At 65.3% G+C, this 22,341-nt stretch carries 20 protein-coding genes; 5 read left to right on the top strand and 15 right to left on the bottom strand.

Annotated elements, in window-relative coordinates; translation table 11 throughout:
* Positions 1-376 precede the first annotated feature (376 nt).
* A complete protein-coding gene (locus ACPEES_RS04315; RefSeq protein ID WP_435101398.1) occupies positions 377-1,507 on the top strand; it encodes an NnrS family protein in 1,131 nt (376 codons plus the stop codon).
* A 20-nt stretch (positions 1,508-1,527) separates the two neighbouring features.
* Here ACPEES_RS04315 and ACPEES_RS04310 read toward each other — a convergent pair whose 3' ends face one another.
* The 9 genes from ACPEES_RS04310 to ACPEES_RS04270 form a co-directional block, all read right to left on the bottom strand.
* Positions 1,528-1,842, bottom strand: a complete 315-nt coding sequence (locus ACPEES_RS04310; RefSeq protein ID WP_435101396.1) for a 2Fe-2S iron-sulfur cluster-binding protein — start codon at positions 1,840-1,842, stop codon at positions 1,528-1,530.
* A 72-nt stretch (positions 1,843-1,914) separates the two neighbouring features.
* Entirely contained in the window at positions 1,915-2,325 is a 411-nt protein-coding gene (locus ACPEES_RS04305) for a ribonucleotide reductase subunit alpha (RefSeq protein ID WP_435101394.1), read from the bottom strand.
* A gap of 14 nt (positions 2,326-2,339) precedes the next feature.
* Positions 2,340-3,104 (bottom strand): peptidylprolyl isomerase, encoded by a 765-nt coding sequence (locus tag ACPEES_RS04300; protein ID WP_435101392.1) that lies wholly within the window; start codon positions 3,102-3,104, stop codon positions 2,340-2,342.
* Between the two features lie 67 nt (positions 3,105-3,171).
* Entirely contained in the window at positions 3,172-3,858 is a 687-nt protein-coding gene (gene narI, locus ACPEES_RS04295; RefSeq protein WP_435101390.1) for a respiratory nitrate reductase subunit gamma, read from the bottom strand.
* A gap of 18 nt (positions 3,859-3,876) precedes the next feature.
* Positions 3,877-4,578: a nitrate reductase molybdenum cofactor assembly chaperone gene (narJ, locus tag ACPEES_RS04290; RefSeq protein ID WP_435101388.1), complete on the bottom strand. Its 702-nt coding sequence runs from the start codon at positions 4,576-4,578 to the stop codon at positions 3,877-3,879.
* Positions 4,579-4,590: 12 nt separating this feature from the next.
* Positions 4,591-6,159 carry a nitrate reductase subunit beta gene (narH, locus tag ACPEES_RS04285; RefSeq protein WP_435101386.1) on the bottom strand — a complete coding sequence of 523 codons (1,569 nt, stop codon included), beginning with the start codon at positions 6,157-6,159 and terminating at the stop codon, positions 4,591-4,593.
* Entirely contained in the window at positions 6,156-9,908 is a 3,753-nt protein-coding gene (locus tag ACPEES_RS04280; RefSeq protein ID WP_435101384.1) for a nitrate reductase subunit alpha, read from the bottom strand. The genes narH and ACPEES_RS04280 overlap by 4 nt, the downstream gene beginning before the upstream one ends.
* Before the next feature lie 84 nt (positions 9,909-9,992).
* A complete protein-coding gene (locus ACPEES_RS04275; protein WP_435101382.1) occupies positions 9,993-11,402 on the bottom strand; it encodes a NarK family nitrate/nitrite MFS transporter in 1,410 nt (469 codons plus the stop codon).
* A gap of 72 nt (positions 11,403-11,474) precedes the next feature.
* Positions 11,475-12,863 (bottom strand): MFS transporter, encoded by a 1,389-nt coding sequence (locus ACPEES_RS04270; RefSeq protein ID WP_435101380.1) that lies wholly within the window; start codon positions 12,861-12,863, stop codon positions 11,475-11,477.
* Positions 12,864-13,068: 205 nt separating this feature from the next.
* On the opposite strand from ACPEES_RS04270, the gene ACPEES_RS04265 reads away from it, so the two are divergent.
* Both ACPEES_RS04265 and narL read left to right on the top strand, forming a co-directional pair.
* Positions 13,069-14,961 carry an ATP-binding protein gene (locus tag ACPEES_RS04265; RefSeq protein WP_435101377.1) on the top strand — a complete coding sequence of 631 codons (1,893 nt, stop codon included), beginning with the start codon at positions 13,069-13,071 and terminating at the stop codon, positions 14,959-14,961.
* Complete coding sequence (gene narL, locus ACPEES_RS04260) at positions 14,954-15,604, top strand: two-component system response regulator NarL (protein WP_435101375.1); 651 nt, start codon at positions 14,954-14,956, stop codon at positions 15,602-15,604. The genes ACPEES_RS04265 and narL overlap by 8 nt, the downstream gene beginning before the upstream one ends.
* Here narL and ACPEES_RS04255 read toward each other — a convergent pair.
* Positions 15,601-15,939, bottom strand: a complete 339-nt coding sequence (locus ACPEES_RS04255) for a hypothetical protein (RefSeq protein WP_435101373.1) — start codon at positions 15,937-15,939, stop codon at positions 15,601-15,603. The two genes, narL and ACPEES_RS04255, sit on opposite strands and share 4 nt — an antisense overlap.
* 229 nt (positions 15,940-16,168) lie before the next feature.
* Here ACPEES_RS04255 and ACPEES_RS04250 point away from each other — a divergent pair, with 229 nt between their 5' ends.
* Both ACPEES_RS04250 and ACPEES_RS04245 read left to right on the top strand, forming a co-directional pair.
* A complete protein-coding gene (locus ACPEES_RS04250) occupies positions 16,169-17,365 on the top strand; it encodes a TraB/GumN family protein (protein ID WP_435101371.1) in 1,197 nt (398 codons plus the stop codon).
* 11 nt (positions 17,366-17,376) lie between these two features.
* Positions 17,377-18,510 (top strand): aminotransferase class V-fold PLP-dependent enzyme, encoded by a 1,134-nt coding sequence (locus tag ACPEES_RS04245; RefSeq protein WP_435101369.1) that lies wholly within the window; start codon positions 17,377-17,379, stop codon positions 18,508-18,510.
* 18 nt (positions 18,511-18,528) lie between these two features.
* On the opposite strand, the gene ACPEES_RS04240 is transcribed toward ACPEES_RS04245, so the two are convergent.
* The 5 genes from ACPEES_RS04240 to mltG are packed head-to-tail and all read right to left on the bottom strand — an operon-like array spanning position 18,529 to position 22,328.
* A complete protein-coding gene (locus tag ACPEES_RS04240; RefSeq protein WP_435101367.1) occupies positions 18,529-19,302 on the bottom strand; it encodes a TatD family hydrolase in 774 nt (257 codons plus the stop codon).
* Between the two features lie 11 nt (positions 19,303-19,313).
* Positions 19,314-19,673, bottom strand: a complete 360-nt coding sequence (locus tag ACPEES_RS04235; RefSeq protein ID WP_435101365.1) for a PilZ domain-containing protein — start codon at positions 19,671-19,673, stop codon at positions 19,314-19,316.
* Positions 19,660-20,676: a DNA polymerase III subunit delta' gene (holB, locus tag ACPEES_RS04230; RefSeq protein WP_435101363.1), complete on the bottom strand. Its 1,017-nt coding sequence runs from the start codon at positions 20,674-20,676 to the stop codon at positions 19,660-19,662. Before holB ends, ACPEES_RS04235 begins: the two co-directional genes overlap by 14 nt.
* Entirely contained in the window at positions 20,673-21,311 is a 639-nt protein-coding gene (gene tmk, locus ACPEES_RS04225) for a dTMP kinase (protein WP_435101361.1), read from the bottom strand. The genes holB and tmk overlap by 4 nt, the downstream gene beginning before the upstream one ends.
* A 3-nt stretch (positions 21,312-21,314) precedes the next feature.
* Positions 21,315-22,328, bottom strand: coding sequence for an endolytic transglycosylase MltG (mltG, locus tag ACPEES_RS04220; RefSeq protein WP_435101359.1), 1,014 nt, complete (start codon positions 22,326-22,328; stop codon positions 21,315-21,317).
* Positions 22,329-22,341 lie beyond the last annotated feature (13 nt).

The following is a 22,341-nucleotide window of genomic DNA, read 5'->3' as shown; positions in this document are numbered from 1 at the left end:
ATCCCCGGTCGAACGCAACCTCGGACATCATCGTCTCCGGATGGTCGGCCGCATCAGTTTCGGCCGTCGGCGGAGCTTCTTCCGGAACGGGGCCTTCCGCGTTCACGCCTCGGGCAGACCGCGTTGATACGGGCCTGCGTATCCGTATCGAGTGGCTCACGAACGGCCGCCCTCAGCCGGCCCTCGGGCGTGATGGTAAAGTCGATTCGGCTGTCCCCGCCACCCCGCGGCACAGCCCGCAGCCCATGCGCAAACCGCGCGTAACGATCTCATGGAGAGACACGACCCCGCTGATTCGCAATCATGACACACTCACCGCCAGCCAGAACCGCGATTCCAGCGCGGCCAAGGCCGGATGCCGCGACCCGGAGCCTGCATGTCTGAAACCGACCCCCGTAGCCCTTCACGCACATCGCGCAGGAACGCGCAAGGCCTCTTCTTTCCCGCCGCCGCGGCATACACCGCCGTCGTGGCGCCGCTGTCCGTACACGGCATGTGGACCGGCAACGCCGTGGTGCCGGCCTTCACGAGTGCCACCGGCCATGCTCACGAACTGCTGTTCGGCTTCGCACTGGCGGTAATCACCGGGTTTCTGATCAATCGCGCGACGCGGTTCACCCTGGGCACGCTATTCGCGCTGTGGAGCGGCGGGCGGCTCGCGTTCCTGCTGGCGCCGGGAAGCTTTGCGAGCGCCGTGCTCAATGCCGGCTTCGCCGTCTGTCTCGCGACGATCGTGGTACCACCTTTCATGAAGGCCGCCAAGAAATGGCGCAACCAGGCCATCGGTCCGATCCTGCTTGCCACCGGCGGCGCGTTGCTGGTCTTTCATCTCGCCCAACAAGGCCGTCTGCCAGCCCTCGGTCATCTGGCGCTGCGCGAGGCTGTACTCGTGCTCGCACTGCTGATGCTCTTCATGGGCGGGCGCATCATCGCACCGGCCGCCGCCAGACATATCCAAACCCGCGGCGAGCATCTGGATGCTCGGGTGCAGCCGCGCCTGGAAGGGGCGCTTCTGCTCCTGATAGCGGCGGCTATCGTCACGGCGCCGTTGCCCCGGCTTGCGGTGGTCGCGGGGGTTGCCCTGATCGCCGCGGGTGCCGTAGCGCTGGTCCGTCTCGTGCGGTGGCGGCTGTGGTGGTGCGCCGATCGCGACGATCTCACGGGCCTCGGTGTCGGCTACGCATGGCTCGCCGTGGGCCTGCTGCTCGTCGGCAGCGCTCTCGCGGGCGGCGTGCCGGCGATCCGTACAGCGCTCCACGCCATCACCGTGGGCGCGCTGGGCACCCTCTCTATCACCGTGATGGTTCGCACCGCGATACTCCGCGCCAAGCGCGATCCCGCCAGGCTGCCCGGCGTCCCCCCCGCCGTCGTGATGATCGCCGCCGCGGCGGTGCTGCGTATCGGCTGGCCGGCGACCCCGAGCCTGATGATGGCGGCATCGCTATTGTGGAGCGCCGCATTTGCGATCGTGCTGGTCACGCTCGTGCGGACTCGGATGTCACTATAAAATGCCGTTGTGAACCATCTTCACGAAATGCCCGGCACCGGCCGGAGACAGCCCGCATTGGCGGTGTCATCCGGTGTACCCTCACATGCGTGCGAGCTACCGGCTGCCGCGCCGGGGGCCAGGGGGCGGCAGAAGGGGAGCGAGGTGTGACGCTGATCGCCGACGAGGTCGTTGATGACGTCCACGTCGTCGAGCGGGTAGACCGTAACCGGCTCGTCGAGCTCGTCGATGGCTCGGGTGCACGCCAACCAGTTCGTGCCATTGATGTTCATCGCGCAGGAGCCACGGCCCCCCTCCCGGCAGGAACGGCGGAACGCCAGAGTCGAATGGATCACCCTCCGGATGTCACCGGCCACGCCTGGCCGGCTATACTTGCCGCCATGTAATACGGGCACCGCGTCGAGCGGCTACAGGAAACGTACCGGCTTGCCACGGGTATCGAACGCCAGATACTGGGAAAGATCGCCCCCGGCGTGCACCGTCTTGACCATCACCTTGAGGGCGTCGTCCGCCTGCCCTTCACTGGGCGGCACACCATCGCGCCCCGGCATCGCGGCGACCAGCATAATATGCCAGTCCTCGCCCATCTGCCGGGACTCCTCAACCAAGGCCTCGAACGTGGATAACTCGCGAAGCAGCTTATCCACATACATGATCGGAAGCAGAGCGCCGCCCTGCCCTTCCCGGAACCTGGCGGCCTGGGCCTCGTCGTGATCGTCCGGCAAACCGGCTTTGAGGAACAGGAAGAGCAGACGCTGCGGCTCAGGCTGTTCCCGTGCGGCCTGAAGCAATGTGTCGAAGCTATAGATTTCCGTCATTTCCTCTCCGGATGCTATTGCAGCAGCGGTGATTCCGCGGCTTCCAGCTCGATGCCCTCGATGTCAGCATCCGCTGCCAGGATGCGGACGTACTGGCTGAACGCACGCCGCCGGGCGCGCTCGTTGAGGTAGGCGGCGATACGCTCGCGCACCTCGCCGTAAGGCTGGAGCCGGCCCTCCTCTCGGCGGATCACCTCGACTACGTGCCAGCCGTAGCGGGTCTCGACGGGTCTCGACGCGAGCCCCACGGGCAGGCGCCACAGTGCGCGTTCGAATTCCGGTGCCGTCGCGCCCGGCGCGATTTCGCCGAGCTCACCGCCCTGGTCCCGCGATGGGCAGTCGGAATACGTCTGGGCCAGGGTCTCGAACGGCATGCCGTTGTGACAGTCCGCGATCAGGTTTTCCGCGGTCGCGCGCTGCTGGTCGCGGCGTTCGAAGTCGTCGGGCAACGCGGCAAGCAGGATATGACGAGCCACCACACGCGGTGGATCGCGAAACCGCTCCTCGTTCTTGCTGTAGTACTCCCGACAGTCCGACTCCCCGGCTTCCGGGGCCTCGACCTCGTCTTCGATGAGCGCATCGATGGCGGCATCCACTGCGCCCTCGTCTTCGCTCCCGGCAAGCTCCAGTGCCAGGGCACGTTGCCGCAACAACTCCCGCACGGTGAGCGCAATTGCCGCCTGCTCGTGGCGTTCGGGAATATCGCCACCCTCGTAGTGAGCGGACTCGATGTTGATCGCCTCGTCGCTGATCTCGATGCCGTTGACCGTAATGCCCATGAGGACTCCGTTAGCCGTGCCGGCCCTGTGACGGCGACATAGCACCGTCACAGGGGTTGTCGCCTCATCAGGCCTGGCGTTGGCGCACGAGCTGATAGCTCCGCCCCAGATACCAGACCGGCGCGCTCCAGATGTGCACCAGCCGCGTGAACGGGAACAGCAGGAATATCGTGATCCCGAGGAAGAGATGGAGCTTGAAGACCCAGCTCGCCTCGGCCACGTACGCCGCCGCCTCCGGCCGGAAGGTGACGATGTGCTGAGCCCAGTCGGCGAGCAGCAGCATCATCGAGCCGTCCAGGTGGGTCGCGGAGATCGGGATCGTGAGCATGCCGAGGATCAACTGCACGTAAAGCAGCAGCAGGATGAAGAGATCCATCTGCCCGGAATTCGCCCGCACCCGTTCGTTGGTCAGCCGCCGGTGAATCAGGATCGCACCGCCGATCAGCGCCAGCACCCCGAACAGGCCGCCGGAGATCATCGCCAGCAGCTGTTTGCTCGTCGCCGTCAACCCGAAAATCGGATACCACGAGTGCGGCATGAGCAGGCCGATGAGGTGGCCGAAGAACAGGAAGATCACCCCGATGTGAAACAGCGCGTTGCCGAGGCGAAAGCGCCGGCTGGAATCGAAGAGCTGACTGGAATTGGTCTTCCAGGTGTACTGGCTCATGTCGAAACGGACCACGCTCCCCACCAGGAACACCGTGCCCGCGATGTAGGGGTAGTAGCCAAAGAAAAGGTTGTTCAGGAACGACATCGTTACGTTCTCCTGTAATCAGGTGCCACTGCCCGCCCGCCGCGGCGCGCCCCACTGCACGGCCTGCACGGCGGGCTTGCGCCGGGTGACGCTGCTCGCGCACTCGCCTTCAGGGCCGAAGGTCACCGGCTCCTCCATCCACACGCGGTCCAGTGCCTCCGCGGTGTCATCCCGTTCCTCGCCGGCGGCCTTGTCACGCACCGCCGGGTCGTCCAGCGGCACCGCAGCAAAGGCGAGCAACGGCTCCAGGAGCACCGCGTAGACACTGTCCCGCTCGCGCAGCCGCGCATGGAGGAGCTGGAGCAGGTGCCCCACCTCCTCCAGCCAGGCGAGCGCCTGCTCGTCCGGCAGACTTGCGCAGAACTCCAGGAACAGCGGTACATAGTCGGGCAGCTCGGAGACGGCGATCTCGAAGCCGTGATCGGCATAAGCCCGCTGCAGGTCCACCATGGCGGCGCCGCGGTCCCGGGACTCGCCGTGGACATGCTCGAAGAGATACAGCGAGCGCTGCCGGCCGCGATCGAAGGTCTCGATGTAACGGCTCTGGGCATCCATGAGGTCGCCATCGCGCAGATCCTCGATCAGCGCGACGATACCGGCGCGGGTGCTGCCGCCCACCAAACCTTCGCCGTCGAGCACCTCGATCAGCTCGTCCGCGTGAGCCTGCACGGCTTCATCCGGGTAATGGAGAAGCGCGGCGATCACTTTCAGTGTGTGCATCGTTGTGCCTCCCTATGAGACCTTGCGGGCCCGGGCCAGCAGATCCTCGCGCTTGGGGAACGAACGCTTGCGCGGGTTCTTCGAGCCGAACAGATTGGGCCGGGTCACACCCTGGGTATTGCAACCGTCGCCGAAGCTGAAGCCGCAACCGCTGCGCTCGCCCCACGGGTCGTCACTGCTGAGCTCGCGGTGGTTGGTGGGCACGACGAAGCGATCCTCGTAGTCGGCAATGGCCATGATCTGGTACATGTCCTCCATCTGCGCCTCGGTGAGCCCCACCTGCTCCAGCAGCTCCGTATCCGTGACGCCGTCGACCGTCTGGCGCCGCTTGTAAAGCCGCATGGCGAGCATCCGCTTGAGCGACGAGGCGATCGGCCGCTCGTCGCCGGCGGTGAGCATGTTCGCCAGGTATTTCATGGGGATGCGAAGGCTTTCCACATCCGGGATCAGCCCGTCCAGGCCGACGTGGCCGGCGTCCGCGGCCGTGCTGATGGGAGACAGCGGCGGCACATACCACACCATCGGCAACGTCCGGTATTCCGGATGCAGCGGGAAGGCGACCTTCCAGTCCATCGCCATTTTGTAGACGGGGGATTCCTTGGCCGCCTCCAGCCAGGAATCCGGCACACCGTCACGGCGTGCCTGGGCGATGACCTCCGGGTCGTGCGGATCGAGGAAGACATCGAGCTGGGCCTGATAGAGGTCGTGCTCGTTGGCGACCGAGGCCGCCTCCTCGATGCGGTCGGCATCGTAGAGCATGACCCCGAGGTAACGAATACGCCCGACGCACGTCTCCGAGCAGACTGTCGGCTGCCCCGACTCGATACGGGGATAGCAGAAGGTGCACTTCTCGGACTTTCCGGTCTGCCAGTTGTAGTAGATCTTCTTGTACGGGCAGCCGGAGATGCACATGCGCCAGCCACGGCATTTGTCCTGGTCGATGAGGACGATCCCGTCCTCCTCGCGCTTGTAGATCGCGCCACTGGGGCAAACCGCCACGCACGTCGGATTGAGGCAGTGCTCGCACAAGCGCGGCAGGTACATCATGAACGTGTTTTCGAACTGCCCGTAGATCTCCTTCTGGATGTTCTGGAAGTTGTAGTCCTTGGAGCGCTTCTCGAACTCGCCGCCGAGGATTTCCTCCCAGTTCGGGCCCCACTCGATCTTGTCCATGGGCTTGCCGGTGATCGCCGAATACGGTTTGGCGACCGGCTGTGCCTTGGACTCGGGTGCGTTGTGCAGGCGCTGGTAGTCGAAATTGAACGGCTCGTAGTAGTCGTCGATCTCCGGCAGGTCCGGGTTGGCGAAAACGTTCGCGAGCACCCGCCACTTGCCGCCGATGCGCGGACGAATGCGTGTCTTGCCGTCACCCCCCGTGTGCTTCCAGCCGCCGTTCCAGCGCTCCTGGCTTTCCCACTCCTTGGGGTAGCCAATGCCGGGCTTGGTCTCGACGTTGTTGAACCAGGCGTACTCCATACCCTCGCGTGAGGTCCACACGTTCTTGCAGGTCACCGAGCAGGTGTGGCATCCGATGCACTTGTCGAGGTTGAGAACCTTGCCGATCTGCGCGCGCACCCTCATCGCGTGTACTCCTGTTCCAGAATGCTCTCGTCGTCACCCTCGAGCCAGTCGACTACCGCCATCTTGCGAATGATCACGAACTCGTCGCGGTTCGAGCCCACGGTGCCGTAGTAGTTGAAGCTGTAGCTCAGCTGCGCATAGCCGCCGATCATGTGAGTGGGCTTCAGCACCGCTCGGGTCACGGAGTTGTGAATACCGCCGCGCTGCCCGGTGATCTCCGAGCCGGGCGTGTTCACGATCTTCTCCTGGGCGTGGTACATCATGGTCATGCCCCGAGGAACACGCTGGGAGACCACCGCCCGGGCGACCAGCGCCCCGTTGGTGTTGAATGCCTCGATCCAGTCGTTGTCCTCGATGCCGGCACGCTTGGCGTCGTCTTCGGAGAGCCAGACGATCGGCCCGCCACGGGAGAGCGTGAGCATCAGCAGATTGTCGCTGTAGGTGCTGTGGATGCCCCACTTCTGGTGTGGCGTGATCCAGTTGAGCACCAGCTCCTCGTTGCCGTTGCCCCGGGTTCCCAGCATGGGCTTGACCGATCGCGTGTTCACCGGCGGTCGATAGGAGGTGAACGCCTCGCCGAAGGCGCGCATCCACGCGTGGTCCTGGTAGACCTGCTGGCGCCCGGTGAGCGTACGCCACGGGATGAGCTGGTGGACGTTGGTCCAGCCCGCGTTGTAGGAGACCTTTTCGGATTCGATCCCGGACCAGGTGGGCGAGCTGATGATCTTGCGCGGTTGAGCGACAATGTCACGGAAGCGCACGGCTTCGTGCTTCTTGTCGTCGGCCAGATGCGTGTGGTCGCGGCCGGTGTACTTCTCCAGCGCCTCCCAGGCCTTGACCGCCACGTGCCCATTGGTTTCCGGGGCCAGGCTCATCACCGCTTCGGCAGCGTCGATAGCGGTGTAGAGCTTCGGCCGGCCCTTGTGGTGCTCGCCGTCGTACCAGCGGCCGTTGAGCTCGCCGAGGAAAGCGACCTCGTCCTCCGTGTTCCAGGAGATGCCCTTGCCGCCGTTGCCGGCCGTTTCGAGCATCGGGCCCACGGCGGTGAACCGCTCGTACAGCGCCGGATAATCCCGCTCCACCACGGCGATGTTGGGCATGGTCTTGCCTGGCACCGGCTCGCAGTCGCCCTTCTTCCAGTCCTCCACGTCGTACGGCTGGGCGAGCTCGCCGGGGGAGTCATGCAGCAGCGGCACGGTGACCACGTCCTTCTCCACACCCAGGTGTCCGGGGACGAGCTCGGAGAACTTCTTCGCCAGGCCGCGATAGATGGCCCAGTCGCTTCGAGCCTCCCAGGCCGGATCGACGGCCTCGGAGAGGGGATGGATGAACGGGTGCATGTCCGAGGTGTTGAGATCGTCCTTCTCGTACCAGGTCGCGGTAGGCAGCACCACGTCCGAGTACAAGCAGGTCGTGGACATGCGGAAGTCGAGTGTCACCAGCAAGTCGAGCTTGCCCTTCGGTGCCTCGTCGTGCCAGACGACGTCGCGAGGGCGATGGCTGACGTCGAGCTCGTCGACGTCCTCCCACTGCACGCCATCGCTGGTGCCGAGCAGGTGGCGGAGGAAGTACTCGTGGCCCTTGCCGCTGGAGCCCAGCAGATTGGACCGCCAGACGAACAGGTTCCGCGGGTAGTTCGCCGGGTTGTCCGGGTCCTCGCTGGCGAAACCGAGCTGGCCGGATTTCATCTGCTCGACGACGTAGTCCTTGGGATCCTTGCCTGCCTTCGCGGCTTCCCGGGCGACATCCAGCGGGTTGCGGTTGAGCTGCGGCGCCGACGGCAACCAGCCCATGCGTTCAGCGCGCACATTGTAGTCAATGAGGCTGCCGTTCCACTGCTCGTGGTCGGCGAGCGGCGAGAGAATTTCATCGACGCGCAGCCGCTCGTAACGCCATTGGTTGGTATGGGCGTAGAAGAACGACGTGCCGTTCATGTGACGCGGCGGACGCGCCCAGTCCAGGGCGAAGGCGACTGGCAACCAGCCGGTCTGCGGCCGGAGCTTCTCCTGGCCGACGTAGTGTGCCCAGCCGCCGCCGCTTTGGCCGATGCAACCGCACATCACCAGCATGTTGATGATGCCGCGGTAGTTCATGTCCATGTGGTACCAGTGGTTGAGACCGGCACCGAGGATCACCATGGAACGGCCCTGAGTCTTGTGCGCGGTCTCGGCGAACTCCCGCGCCACCTGAACGACATTGCGCCGGTCCACGCCGGTGATGTGCTCCTGCCAAGCGGGAGTGTAGGGCACATCGTCGTCGTAGCTGGTGGCGACCTGGTCGTCATCGAGCCCGCGGTCGAGTCCGTAGTGCGCCATCATCAGGTCGTATACGGTGGCCACCCGTGCCTTCTCGCCGTTGGCGAGGGTCACGTGGCGCACCGGCACCCGGCGCTGGAGTATCTCGTCGTGGCCGGTGCTGTTGAAATGCTCGTGCTCGATCCCGCCGAAGTACGGGAAGGCAACGGTTTCGACGGCGTCACGGCCGTCCAGCTGGCTTAGCTGCAGGGACACCTCACGGCCACCGCCATCCTTTTCCTCGAGATTCCACTTGCCACTGCCATCCCAGCGGAACCCGATGGAACCCTGGGGGACGACCACCTCGCCGGTATGCTCGTCAAAGGCCACCGTCTTCCAGTCCGGATTGTCGGACTCCCCCAGCCCGGCGTCGAAATCCGCCGCGCGCAGCAGCCGCCCCGGCACAGTGTGGCCTTTGCTCTCGTCCAACCGCACCAGAAACGGCATATCGGTGTAGCGGCGGCAGTAGTCGACGAAGTAATCGCTGGGATCGTCCAGGTGAAACTCGCGCAGGACCACGTGCCCCAGCGCCATGGCGAGGGCCGCGTCGGTGCCCTGCTGGGGCGCGAGCCAGCGGTCGGCGAACTTGGTGGCCTCGGCATAGTCCGGCGACACCGTGACGATCTTCGTGCCGTTGTAACGCGCCTCGGTCATGAAGTGCGCATCCGGCGTGCGCGTCTGCGGCACGTTGGAGCCCCACATCATGATGAACTTCGAGTTGTACCAGTCCGCCGACTCGGGCACGTCGGTCTGCTCGCCCCAGGTCATGGGTGAGCTCGGCGGCAGGTCACAGTACCAGTCGTAGAACGACAGGCAGACACCGCCGAGGAGCGAGAGATAGCGCGTGCCGGCGGCATAGGAGACCATCGACATCGCCGGGATGGGCGAGAATCCCACCACCCGGTCCGGGCCATGCGCCTTGACGGTGTAGATGTTGGCCGCGGCGATGAGCTCGGTGACCTCGTCCCAGTCCGCGCGTACGAAACCCCCAAGGCCGCGAATGGACTGATATTCGCGCACCTTCTCCGGGATACTCATCAGGTATTCCCACGCTTCGACCGGGTCGTCGTGGACCTTCCGGGCCTCCCGCCACATGCGCATCAGCCGGCCGCGCACCATCGGGTACTTCAACCGATTGGCGGAGTAGATGTACCAGGAGTAGCTGGCACCGCGGGGACAGCCCCGAGGCTCGTGGTTGGGAAGATCCGGCCGGGTACGGGGATAGTCCGTCTGCTGGGTTTCCCAGGTGACCAGCCCGTCCTTCACGTAGATCTTCCATGAACAGGCCCCGGTGCAATTCACACCGTGGGTGGAGCGTACGACTTTGTCGTGCTGCCAGCGCTGGCGGTAGGCCTTTTCCCACGAGCGGTCCTCGTAGGTGGTCTGGCCATGGCCGTCCGCGAAGGTGTCCTGCACCTTGCGGAAGAACATCAGGCGGTCGAGAAAGTGACTCATCGTCAGGCCTCTTCGAACTTGGGGCGATTTCTTGTTGCGCGACTCGACGCGCTCACGCGCGCCGACGGGTCGGTTGCGCTTTCCTCAGCACGGAATCTCCGCATTGCGACGTTGATAGAACCACCAGGTCACCACCACACAGGTGACGTAATAGATCACGAAGGCGTACAGCGCCGCCGTCGGTCCGCCGGTGAGATCGATCGAGGTGCCGTACGCCTTGGGGATGAAGAACGCGCCGTACGCGGCGAGCGCGGAGCTGAAACCGAGCGTGGCGGCGGACTCCTTGTTGGCGTCCTTGACCGCCTGCGCGCGTGCGGCCTCGTCCCCGCCTTCGCTCCAGCGCCCGTGCAGCGTGTGGAAGATCACCGGAATCATCCGGAAGGTGGAGCCGTTGCCGATGCCAGTGGTGATGAACAGCACCATGAACATTCCGAAGAACCCCCAGAAATTCCCGGCGGTACCCATCACCGGCAGGAAATAGACCACACCGAATACGGCCGCGATCATGACCACGAAGTTCCACAGCGTGACCCGCGCGCCGCCGGCCTTGTCCGCCATCCACCCGCCCACCGGGCGGATGAGCGCGCCGACCATGGGGCCGAGGAAGGCGAATTGCAGCGGATCCACATCCGGGAACTGCGTTTTGATCAGCATGGGAAAACCCGCCGAGTATCCAATGAAGCTGCCGAAGGTGGCGATGTACAGCCAGCTCATCAGCCACTGGTGCTTGCGCCGGAAGATCACCGCCTGATCGCGGAAGGAAGCCCGGGCATCGGCGATGTCGTTCATCCCGAACCAGGCGAGCACCGTGAACAGCAGGATGAACGGCACCCAGATGAAGCCGGCGTTCTGCAGCCACAGCGGCTCACCGGCACCGGCCTGCTGCGCCGATCCGAACATGAACGACAGCGCCCCGGTGCCGATCACCGCCGGCACCACGAACTGCATCACCGATACGCCCAGATTGCCGAGACCGGCGTTGAGACCAAGGGCGGTGCCCTGCTGGCGCTTGGGATAGAAGAAACTGATATTCGCCATGCTGGAAGCGAAGTTGCCGCCGCCGAAACCACATAGCAGGGCGATCAGCGCGAACTCCCAGAAAGTGGTGGTCGGATCCTGCACGGCGAAGCCCATCCACAGGGCGGGTACTGCCAGCGACAGCGTGGACACCGCCGTCCAGCGGCGGCCGCCGAATATCGGCACCATGAAACTGTAGAAGATCCGCAACGTCGCCCCGGACAGGCCCGGGAGCGCCGTCAGCCAGAACAACTCGTTGGTGGTGAGCGTGAAACCGATACTGTTCAGTCGCGTAGCGACCGCGCTCCAAACCAGCCACACCGCGAAGGCGAGCAACAGCGCGGGAATGGAGATCCAGAGGTTTCGGGTGGCGACCGCCTTACCCTCGCGTTCCCAGAATTCCTTGTCCTCAGGGCGCCAGTCGGTTAGCACCCGACCACCGCCGGCAGCGGCTGCATTCGTGTTATCCAGGGCCATGTCGAAGTTCTCCACAGATATTCGTTAGTCGGGGCCGATGGCCTGGCCACCGGCCCTCGCCCGCTTCGCCGCCTAGGCGTGCTGGGGGCTACCCTTGTCTTCCCCAGCGGAGCGCTCCTGCGCCCCACTCTGACGCTGGCGAGCACTGGCCGCCGCCGGTTCCTGAATCTCGGGGAGATAGCGGAACCGGTCCTCGCCCAGCGCCGGGATACGCTTGCGCTCCATGCGCCGGATAGCGCCGTGCATCCAGATCAGCGACACGGCCACCAGCACGAACAACACCATGTAGGAACTCGTCCAAACGCCGGTGAGGTCGAGCACAGCGCCGAAGAGAATCGGCAGAAAGAATCCCCCCAGGCCGCCGATCATCCCCACCAAACCGCCGACTGACCCCACGTTGTCCGGATAGTAGACGGGAATGTGTTTGTAAACCGCAGCCTTGCCGAGGGACATGAAGAAGCCGAGCACGACGGTGCAGGTGACCACGGCCCACAGCGGAAGCGCGAAGGTGAAGCTGATCGGTCCGTCCTTGCCCGCGATGACGTAACTGGTCTCTGGATAGGAGAGCAGGAACAGGCACACGAGCGAGGCGATGAACGTGCAGTACATCACCGCGCGCGCGCCATAGCGGTCGGAGAACCAGCCTCCCAGGGCGCGAAAGACGCTGGCGGGCATGGAGTACAGCGCCGCGAGGGTGCCGGCGACAGCGATATCCAGGCCGTAGGCGCCGACGTAGTACCGCGGGAGATAGGAGGCCAACGCGACGAATGCGCCGAAGACGAAGAAGTAGTAGAGCGCGAAGCGCCAGACCTGCACGTACTTCAGCGGCTCCAGCTGGGCGATTGCCGACGAGGCCCTCGCGCCGGTGCGGCGGCGCTCGACGGTAACCGGGTCCTCGGCAGTGAAGATCCAGAAGACCACGGCGACCACCGCGAGGATTGCCGCGTAGACAACGGCCGTGCGCTCCCAGCCCAATGCCAGCAACAGGAATGGCGCACCGAAGTTGGTCACGGCCGCGCCCACGTTGCCGGCACCGAAGATACCCAGGGCCGTGCCCTGGCGCTCCTTCTCGAACCAGTACGAGGTGTAGGCGATGCCGACGATGAACGAGCCGCCCGCCAGGCCCACACCCAGCGCCGCGACCAGGAACATGGCATAGCTCTCGACGTAGGACAGCAGGAACACGCAGGCCGCGGTCACCAGCATGAGCAGGCTGAATACCCGGCGACCGCCGTACTGCTCGGTCCAGATTCCGAGAAAAATGCGGCTGATAGATCCGGTCAGCACGGGCGTGGCGACGAGAATGCCAAACTGGGTCTCGTTGAGGCCCAGGTCCTGCTTGATCTTCACGCCGAGGACGGAAAAGATCGTCCAGACCGCAAAGCACACGGTGAACGATAAAGTACTGAATGACAGTGCCCGGTATTGCTGGGACTTCGTTACGCCCTGCAGATGCTTCATGGCTGCCTCCTGACAGACCCCCGATCGCTTGACTTGGGCGTCAGGTTGCGACCGCTATCGAAAGCACCAATTGACGTACATCAAGTCCCGACCCCCGGGGACACGGAAGAATGCCTTTTATTACCTCTTTGTAGGTAGAACGCCATTGATCCGTAAGATATTGTTTTCTAATCAAGAAAATGCGAAACGCCCCAACCCGGGGGACATGAACGAAGAGGATTTGGATTCATTCGGGGTAGATACTGACGACCCCCGTCCGTTCGGGCGCCTGTCACACCGTTCGCTGCTCGTGCGGGTCGGCTTCGCGATGACCGCCATCTCCGGTCTGGCGATTCTCAGCCTGCTGACATCGGCCATCATTGCCGACACGGCCACCGGCGACGCCGCCGCCATAAACCGTGCCGGCACCCTGCGCATGCAGATCTACCGCATGGCCAGCGCGATCAATGCCGGAGACGAACCCGCCGTGCTCGAACGCTACGCCGAACGCTTCCAGGCAACCCTGGACAGCCGAGTGCTCGCGGCGGTCCTGCCCGGCGCCCCCGAGCATCCGCTCACGAAGGCTTTCGCGGACATCGAGCAACGCTGGCGGAGCACGCTCGAACCGGCGGTCACGGGCACGCGCGCGGGCGGTCACCAACGCTTTCTCGCCGCTGCGGACGACTTCGTCGCCGAGCTGGACGACCTGGTTCACCTGCTGCAGCGGGAAGCGGAACACAAGCTTCAATTGCTCCGTCTGATCCAGGGACTGAGTCTGTTCGTGACCATCGCCCTGGTGTTCTTCAGCATGTACCGCGTACTCACTGACGTCTTCCCGCCATTGAGGGACCTGCTCACCGTCGTGGACGCGGTCCGGCGCGGGGATCTCGCCGCGCGCACGAGCTATCGCGGCGATGACGAGATCGGCATGCTCTCGCGCACGTTCAATCGCATGGCCGCCAGCCTCCAGGCCGTCTACGACAACCTGGAGCAGCGCGTGCATGACAAGACCGCACAGCTCGAAGAGAGCAACCGCGCCCTGCAACTGCTCTACGACACCGCCAGCTGTCTCGGCCATCATGTCGATCGCAATGCCGATTACGCCGATGTGCTTGCCCGGATCGAACGCGAGCTGAACGTAGGACCGCTGGTTTTGTGCCTGCCGACCCCCGGAAGTGAAGCCCCGTTGCGCATCGTCAGCAGCGACCGTGACGGCAAGGACTGCGCGCCGCCGTGCCCGCGCGGTCGTGTCTTACCGGATGCGGCCCAAACCTCGATCATCGATGAAGGCGTTCTCGCCATTCCCCTGGCCGATGGCGAGGCCACCTTCGGCCACCTGCTCGTGCCGTTCACGCCGTCGTCGCCGTTGCCGCCCTGGCAGATCCGCCTATGCGAGGCCGTTGCCGGCCACGTCGCCACGGCACTCGGACGTCACCGCCGCGAAGCGGACCGCCGCCGACTGGCGTTGATGGAGGAGCGGGCGGTAATCGCCCGCGAACTGCACGATTCCCTCGCTCAGGCCCTGTCGTACCTGAAAATCCAGACAGCCCGTCTGCATCGCGAGCTCCACGCCGACACCCTCGACCGGTCAGCGGCGTGGGCTGTGGTGAATGAAATCCGCGAGGGGCTCACCAATGCCTATCGTCAACTGCGCGAGCTACTCAATACCTTCCGGCTGCGGCTCAATGAAGGCGGATTGACCCAGGCGCTGGAAGCGGCCGCTCAGGAGTTCTCCGACCGCGGCGGAATCGCGATCGATCTGGACTCACGGCTCAGCCAGTGGCCGCTGACGCCGAATGAAGAGCTCCATGTCGTTCAGATCGTGCGCGAAGCACTCGCCAACGTCGTCCAGCATGCCCGGGCGACGAAGGCGACGGTAAGGCTGGAGCACAGCGATGGCCAGGCAGTGGTGAGTATCATCGACGACGGCATAGGCATGCCGGTGACCAGCGGCCGGGACAATCACTACGGTACGACCATCATGCAAGAGCGTGCCCGCGGCCTCGGCGGTGACATCGCCTTCGTCTCGCCCCCGGAGGGGGGCACCCGGGTACGGCTTCGTTTCGAGCCAGCGTTCAACCGCAGCCACCAGCAGGCATCCGGTTCCACCAATGAGTGAGCCAGCCATGACCACCGTGCTCATCGTCGATGATCATCCACTGTTCCGGCGGGGCGTACGCCAGTTGCTCGAGATGGACGGCGACATGGAGTGCGTCGGCGAGGCGGCAGACGGCGAAACGGCGCTGGCGCTCGCCCTCGAGCGCACGCCGCAGCTGATCCTGCTCGATCTCCAGATGGCCGGCATGGACGGTCTCGCGACGTTGCGCGCGCTCCACGAGGCGGACGTGCCCGGTCGGGTCGTCATGCTCACCGTCTCCGACAGCGACGAGGACGTCATAGCCGCGTTGCGCGACGGCGCCGACGGCTATCTGCTCAAGGACATGGACCCCGAGGAGATGCTCGAGCGCATCCGCGCGGCGGCCGCCGGGGAAATGGTACTGAGCGACCGCCTCACCCGTGTGCTCGCAACGGCGGTCGCCGGCCCCAAGGACCGGGATGCCGCTCGACTTGCCAGCCTCACCGGCCGCGAGCACGACGTGCTGCGTGCCCTCGCCCGGGGGGCGAGCAACAAGGTCATCGCGCGGCAGCTGAGCGTGAGCGAGGGTACCGTCAAAGTACACGTGAAGAACCTGCTCAAGAAGCTCGGCCTGAGATCCCGGGTGCAGGCCGCCGTGTGGGCGGTCAACCACGGGCTGCGCTAACCGACCTGAGCCAGCCGCCCCCCGAACAGATCGAGGAAGAGAAAACCGCCGACGAGCACCACGTTCAGGGCCCAAGCCACCGTGAGGACCCTGGCCACGTTGCCCCACATCTCGTCGCTGGCATTGTCGGCGCAGCGCCATACCGATACCAGTATCCAGACCGTATAGGCACTCATGACCACGGCCGCGGTCAGGAACACACGCCAGGTAATGCCGAATACCGATGCATCCAGAGCGAACACCGCGGCGAGTACCCAGCTGCCGACGACGCCCCAGAGCCAGAAAACCCGTGCCAGGGAACCATCGCCGTGCCAGTAATCCGAGACGATACTCATGGTTATGACCTCCGTTCGAGTGTGCATGTGACCAGCTGTCCGTGCCTGATCACACCGTGACGCGCACGTACAACGATAGCCCATCAGCTCACCCGCAGTATCGGCAATGCCCCCGGACTTGCCACCCGGAGGCACTACGCAGCCGATTTGCGCGCTCCCGGTTTTGCGGGCTCCCGGCACATCGGCGATAATCATACGTCGCCCATCACCCCCGGAAACATAGTCTCCAATGAGCGAATCCAGCACGGATCACCTGATCCGGACGGTCACCGTCGGCAGCACCACGTTCACCCTCCTCGGCACCGCGCACGTCTCCGCACAGAGCGTCGAAGACGTCCGCCGCGAAATCGCTACCGGCGATTACGACGCCGTCGCCGTGGAGCTCTGCGAGAGCCGCCATCGCGCAATGACCCGGCCCGACGCGCTCGAGGACATGGACCTTTTCCAGGTGATCCGCGAAGGCAAGGCCGGAATGGTCGCCGCCAGCCTGGCGCTGGGCGCCTACCAGCAGCGCCTCGCCGAGCAGTTCCAGATTCGCCCCGGGGCGGAGATGGAGGCGGCCATCAAGGGCGCCGGCGACACCGGCCTGCCCCTGTTCCTCATCGACCGGGAAATCGGGATCACCCTGAAACGCATCTACCGCCGCACCCCCTGGTGGCAGCGCATGATGCTGATATCCGGGCTGCTCGCGAGCACACTTTCCCGCGACGAGATCGATGCCGAGGAAATCGAGCGCCTCAAGGAGGGGGACATCCTCGAGTCCACTTTCTCGGAATTCGCGGATCGCTCCCGCGTTCTCTACGACACGCTCATCCACGAGCGGGATCGCTTCATGGCCGCACGCCTGCTCGCGGAAGCGCAATCCAACCGGCCACGGCAAGTCCTCGCGGTGGTCGGTGCAGGCCATCTCGCGGGTCTCGAAGCCGCTCTGCGCGAAGGCATGGCCGACCCGGAGGCGGAAACCGAGGCACTCAACTACACGCCACCGCGGGCACGGTGGGTGCGCGCCCTGCCGTGGGTGGTGGTCGCCTTGATTCTCACCGGCTTCGTCATCGGCTTTACGCGCAGCACGTCCCTCGGGCTGCAGCTCGTCACTGAATGGGTGGTTATCAACGGCACGCTATCCGCGCTCGGTGCGATCATCGCGCTGGGACACCCCCTGACCATCGCCACCGCGTTCGTGGCGGCGCCGCTGACCTCGCTCAACCCGACGATCGGGGCGGGGATGGTGATCGCCGCAGTGGAGATGGCGTTGCGCAAACCCCAGGTGAGGGATTTCCGCACCCTCCGGCGCGACGTCACCAAACCACGGGGCTGGTGGCGCAACCGCGTCTCGCGCACGCTGCTCGTCTTTCTGCTGAGTACGCTGGGTTCGGCAGCCGGTACTTATCTCGCCGGCTTCCGCATCGCCGGCCAGTTGCTTTAGGGTGCATCGACATGGATAGCGAGTTTCCCCTGGACGAAGCGCTCATCTACCTCAATCACGCCGGCGTCGGCCCCTGGCCCGTCCGCACGGCACAGGCGGTGAGCGCTTTTGCCGCGGTCAATGCCCGCCGGGGTGCCGCGGAATACCCTGAGTGGCTTCACGAGGAACAACGGCTGCGCGAGCAACTCGCCCGCTTGGTCGGCACCCCCGACCCCGAGGACATCGCGCTGGTGAAGAACACCTCGGAAGGGCTTTCCCTGGTCGCTCATGGCCTGCTCTGGCGCCCCGGCGACAACGTCGTCATCAATGACCTGGAATTCCCGTCCAACCGCATGGTGTGGGAATCGCTGGCCGAGCGCTACGGCGTGGAAATCCGCGACGTCAGCCTCGAGAACGCCGACGATCCGGAGGGCACGCTCATCGCGGCGATGGACGAGCGTACGCGAGTGCTGCCGGTGAGCGCCGTGCAGTATGGCAACGGCCTGCGCATGGATCTTGCCCGGCTCGGCGAGGCCTGCAACGAGCTCGGCGTGCTCTACTGCGTGGACGCCATTCAGATACTGGGTGCCCTGCCGTTCGACGCCGAGGCCATAGGCGCGGATTTCGTCATTGCTGACGGCCACAAGTGGATGCTCGGCCCCGAGGGGATCGGCGTATTCTATGCGCGTCCCGCCGCCCGTGAGGCGCTAGCGCTCCATCAGTACGGCTGGCACATGGCCGAGGCGCTGGGTGACTTCGACCGCAAGGACTGGGAGCCGGCAAGCTCGGCTCGCCGCTTCGAGGCGGGCAGCCCCAACATGCTGGGCATCCACGCGCTGGCCGCGAGCCTGTCCCTGTTCGAGGAGATCGGGATGCACGAGGTCGGCCGCGGTGTCATGACCAATGCCGCGACCCTGCTCGAGCGCATCGACGCCGAACCCAGCCTGACCCCTGTAACCCCCCGTGAGGATGAGCGCCACGCGGGCATCGTCACGTTTCGGGTGGCAGACGCCGACCCCGAGCACCTGCTCGCAAGGCTACGCGCTGCGGATATCCCCTGTGCCGCCCGCGCTGGCGGCATCCGCTTCTCGCCGCACTTCTACAACACGACCGAGCAGCTCCAACGCGCCATGGATAAAACGCTTGCCCTGGCCGGTCAGGACTGAGCCACGGCGCACAATGCCTCAGGCCGCAGCACGCGTCTGAGGGAATAGCTGATAGAAATTCTCGGTGGTGGCCTCGGCCACCGTCTCAAAAGGCACACCGCGCACTTCCGCGAGACACTCGGCGACGTGCCGCACCCAGGCGGGCTGATTCTCCTTGCCGCGATGCGGCACCGGCGCGAGATAGGGGCAGTCGGTTTCGATCAGCAGCCGGTCTAGCGGGATGCGTGCCGCCGTCTCGCGGAGCGCGTCAGCGTTACGGAAGGTGAGAATGCCCGAGAGCGATATGTAGAACCCTTCGTCGAGAAGTGCCCGGGCAGTAGGCCAGTCCTCGGTGAAGCAGTGAATGATGCCCCCCACCTCGCGTGCGTGCTCCTCGCGCAGGATCGTCACCGTGTCCTCGGGGGCGGCACGGGTATGCACGATGATGGGCTTGCCGGCGAGGTGCGCAGCACGCACGTGCCGGCGGAAGCGCTCGCGTTGCCAGGCCGGTTGGTCCTGATTGTACGCGTAGTCCAGCCCCGACTCGCCAATGGCAACGATTCGGGGATGATCCGCGAGCGCTGCGAGGACGTCCGGCTCCGGGTCCTCGCCCGTGCCGCTCGGATGCACCCCGATCGAAGTAGAGATTTCCGGATATCGCTCGGCCAGCGCGATCAGCGCATCCCGATTCTCGACATCCACCGCCACGTTGAGGAAGTGCTCGACACCGTCGGTTTTTGCCGCGGCAAGGGCGGCGTCCGTGTCGGCATGATCCTCGAGCAAGTGGAAATGGCAATGCGAGTCGACCAGCAAACTGCCTCCTATCACATGGTGTGGGTGGGGCGTTCGGACTCCAGCGCACCGGCGAGGTAGGTCTCGATCTTGGTGCGCGCCGGGCCACCATCCTGATCGGTGAACTGCACACCGATACCGGCGGTGCGGTTACCCTGGGCGCCACGCGGGGTGATCCAGACCACCTTGCCCACCACAGGGATCTTCTCGGTCTCCTCCATGAGCGAGAGGAGGATGAAGACCTCGTCGCCGAGCTCGTAGTGATTGGTCGTGGGCACGAACAGGCCGCCGTTCTTGACGTGATTCATGTACGCGGCGTACAGCGCGTTCTTGTCCCGGATGGCGAGTGACAGGATGCCCTGCCGCCCGCCGCTGCGACTACCCTGGGCCATGATCATCCCTCGTTCGATGGCGCGTGTACTCGATCCACTCGGCGAACAGCCCCTCGGCCATGAGCGTGACGTTCAGGGGCTGCTCGGCTTCGGCGCGGCGCTGCGTGGCCAGCTCGTAGAACGCCTGCAGGTCGCTACAGTCTACCTTCGCAGCCAGACGCAGCAAGGCGTCGAGCCGCGGCCCCCGCAGCGCGTCCGGGCCGGCGGCGGCACAACGCAGGATCTCCGCCAGCGCGATCTGTAGCAACTCCACCAGCGCCGTTCGCTCCATATCCTGCCATTCCGCGGCGGCGGTCACTGGTGACATCGTCCCGCTGCACAGCGCATCGAGTTGTCCGACGAGAACCTCGTAGCGGGCGTCGATGCCCGCCTCGGCGAGTGACACCGCTCGCAACGGCGCGCCGCCGGCGAGCCCCAGCAGCCGCTGCGCACCGGTACCGGCCTCGTTCCGCAACCACGCCCCGGCCACGGCGGGGTCCGGTGCATGAACCGCCACGCTCTGGCAACGGCTGCGAATGGTCGCCGGCAGTCGTGCCGGACGCTCGCTTACCAGGATCAGCACCGCGTTGGCCGGCGGCTCCTCCAGCGTCTTCAGCAGCGCGTTAGCCGCGTGCAGGTTCATGGCATCCGCCTGCGGCACGATCACCACGCGAAAGCGGCCGTACTGGCTGGAGAGATTCACGAACCCCTGCAGGGCCCGGATCTGATCCACGCGAATGGCGCTGCGCCCCTTCTCCACGGGGACCCGCAGAAGATCGGGATGGGCTTCGGCACGATAGAGCCGGCAGCCATGGCAGCCGCCACAGGCCTCACCCGAGCGTGTACGGGATTCGCACAGCAGGCTCGACGCCACGCGTTCGGCGAGCCGTGTCTTGCCGATCCCCGCCGGGCCGTGTATGAGCACCGCGTGAGGCATGCGCCCAGTGCCGAGCTGAGCGCCAATGCGACCCCAGGCGTCGTCGTGCCATGGCATGGCCCGGGAATCGGCCGTCGCGACACTCATACCAGATGACCGAATGCCGCTTCCAGATTCGCCTCGATGCGCTGCTGCACCTGGGCGAGATTGGTGGACGCATCGATGAGCCGCATGCGTTCGGGGTGTGTGGCACAACGGCGACGATATACGGCACGGGCGCGCTCGAAGAACGCCTCGCGCTCGCTCTCGAAACGGTCCGGGGTACTTCGCGCGGCGGCGCGTTCCAGGCCCGCGCGCACGGGCACGTCCAGATAGAGCGTCAGGTCGGGGCGCAGCCTTCCCTGAACCCACTGCTCCAATGGCTCGATCCGCTCCTCGCCCAGCTCCCGACCACCACCCTGGTACGCATACGTGGCATCGGTGAAACGATCACAGACCACCCACTGCCCCGCCGTCAGCGCCGGCCGCACGACCTCCGCAAGATGCTCTGCACGGGCCGCGAAAATCAGCAGCGTCTCGCTGTCGGCGGTCATACCGCCATACTGGTGGTCGAGCAAGACCTCTCGCACCGCCTCGCCCAGCTTCGTACCGCCCGGCTCGCGCGTGACCACCGGATCGATACCCCGGTTCGCCAACCAGTCGCGGATGGTCGCCAGGCACGTGCTCTTGCCCGCACCTTCCAGTCCTTCGACGGTGATGAAGCGCGCTCCCGCTGCGCTCATAGGTCAGTTCTCTCCCAGTTGATAGCGACGTACCGCCCGGTTGTGGGCCTCGAGCGTCGACGAGAACACATGGCTGCCATCGCCCCTGGCAACGAAATAGAGGGCGTCGCCCTCGGCGGGGTGCAGGGCCGCATGAATGCTTGCACGTCCCGGCAGCGCGATCGGCGTGGGCGGCAGACCACTGCGGGTGTACGTGTTGTACGGGGTATCGGCACGCAGATCGCGGCGCCGGAGATTGCCGTCGAAAGCCTCTCCCAATCCGTAGATCACTGTGGGATCGGTCTGCAGACGCATTCCTTTCCGCAGCCGACGTACGAAAACACCGGCGATGCGCTGACGCTCACCGGCCACGGCCGTTTCCTTCTCGACGATGGAGGCGAGGATCAGCGCTTCGTACGGGGAATCCAGCGGCAGACCGTCGGCACGTCCGGCCCATTCGTCCGCGAGCACACGCGCCATGGCATCGTACGCCCGTTGCAGGATCTCGCGATCCGTCGTGCCACGGGTGAAACGGTAGGTCTCCGGCAGAAAACGTCCTTCGGGGTGCTCGCCGGGCCGCTCGAGCGCGGTCATGAGCGCCTCGGGCGCACTCGCCTCCAGGGTGGTCTCGATCGCTTCGTGGCTGTGCACGGCGGCGATCAGCTCACGGTAGCTCCAGCCCTCGACCACCGTCAGGCGATACCGCACCACCTCGCCACTGACCATCGTCGCAAGCAGCTCCAGCGCCGTCATGCCCGGTTCGATTCGGTACTCGCCGGCCTGGATGCGGGACGCGGCGCCGGAATACCGGGCGTAAAGCCGCAAGGGCCAGGACGAGTCGAGCAAGCCCAAATCCGTCAGCCGCCCGGCAAGCGCGGCGAAGCTGGTGCCAGGCTCGACCGTGACCACGCGTGCAGAACTCCCGTCGGGAATCAGCGCACGCGTATCGAGATCGCGATAGCTCTGCCAGCCCAGGGCGGCGACACCGGCAACGACAACGATCGCCACCAGCAACAGAATGACAATGACCCGTTTCATGTCCAGCCCGAAG

The organism is Arhodomonas sp. AD133 (assembly GCF_051195215.1).
In the GTDB taxonomy this organism is placed as follows: Bacteria; Pseudomonadota; Gammaproteobacteria; order Nitrococcales; family Nitrococcaceae; genus Arhodomonas.
This window is presented reverse-complemented; position numbering and strand designations above follow the sequence as displayed.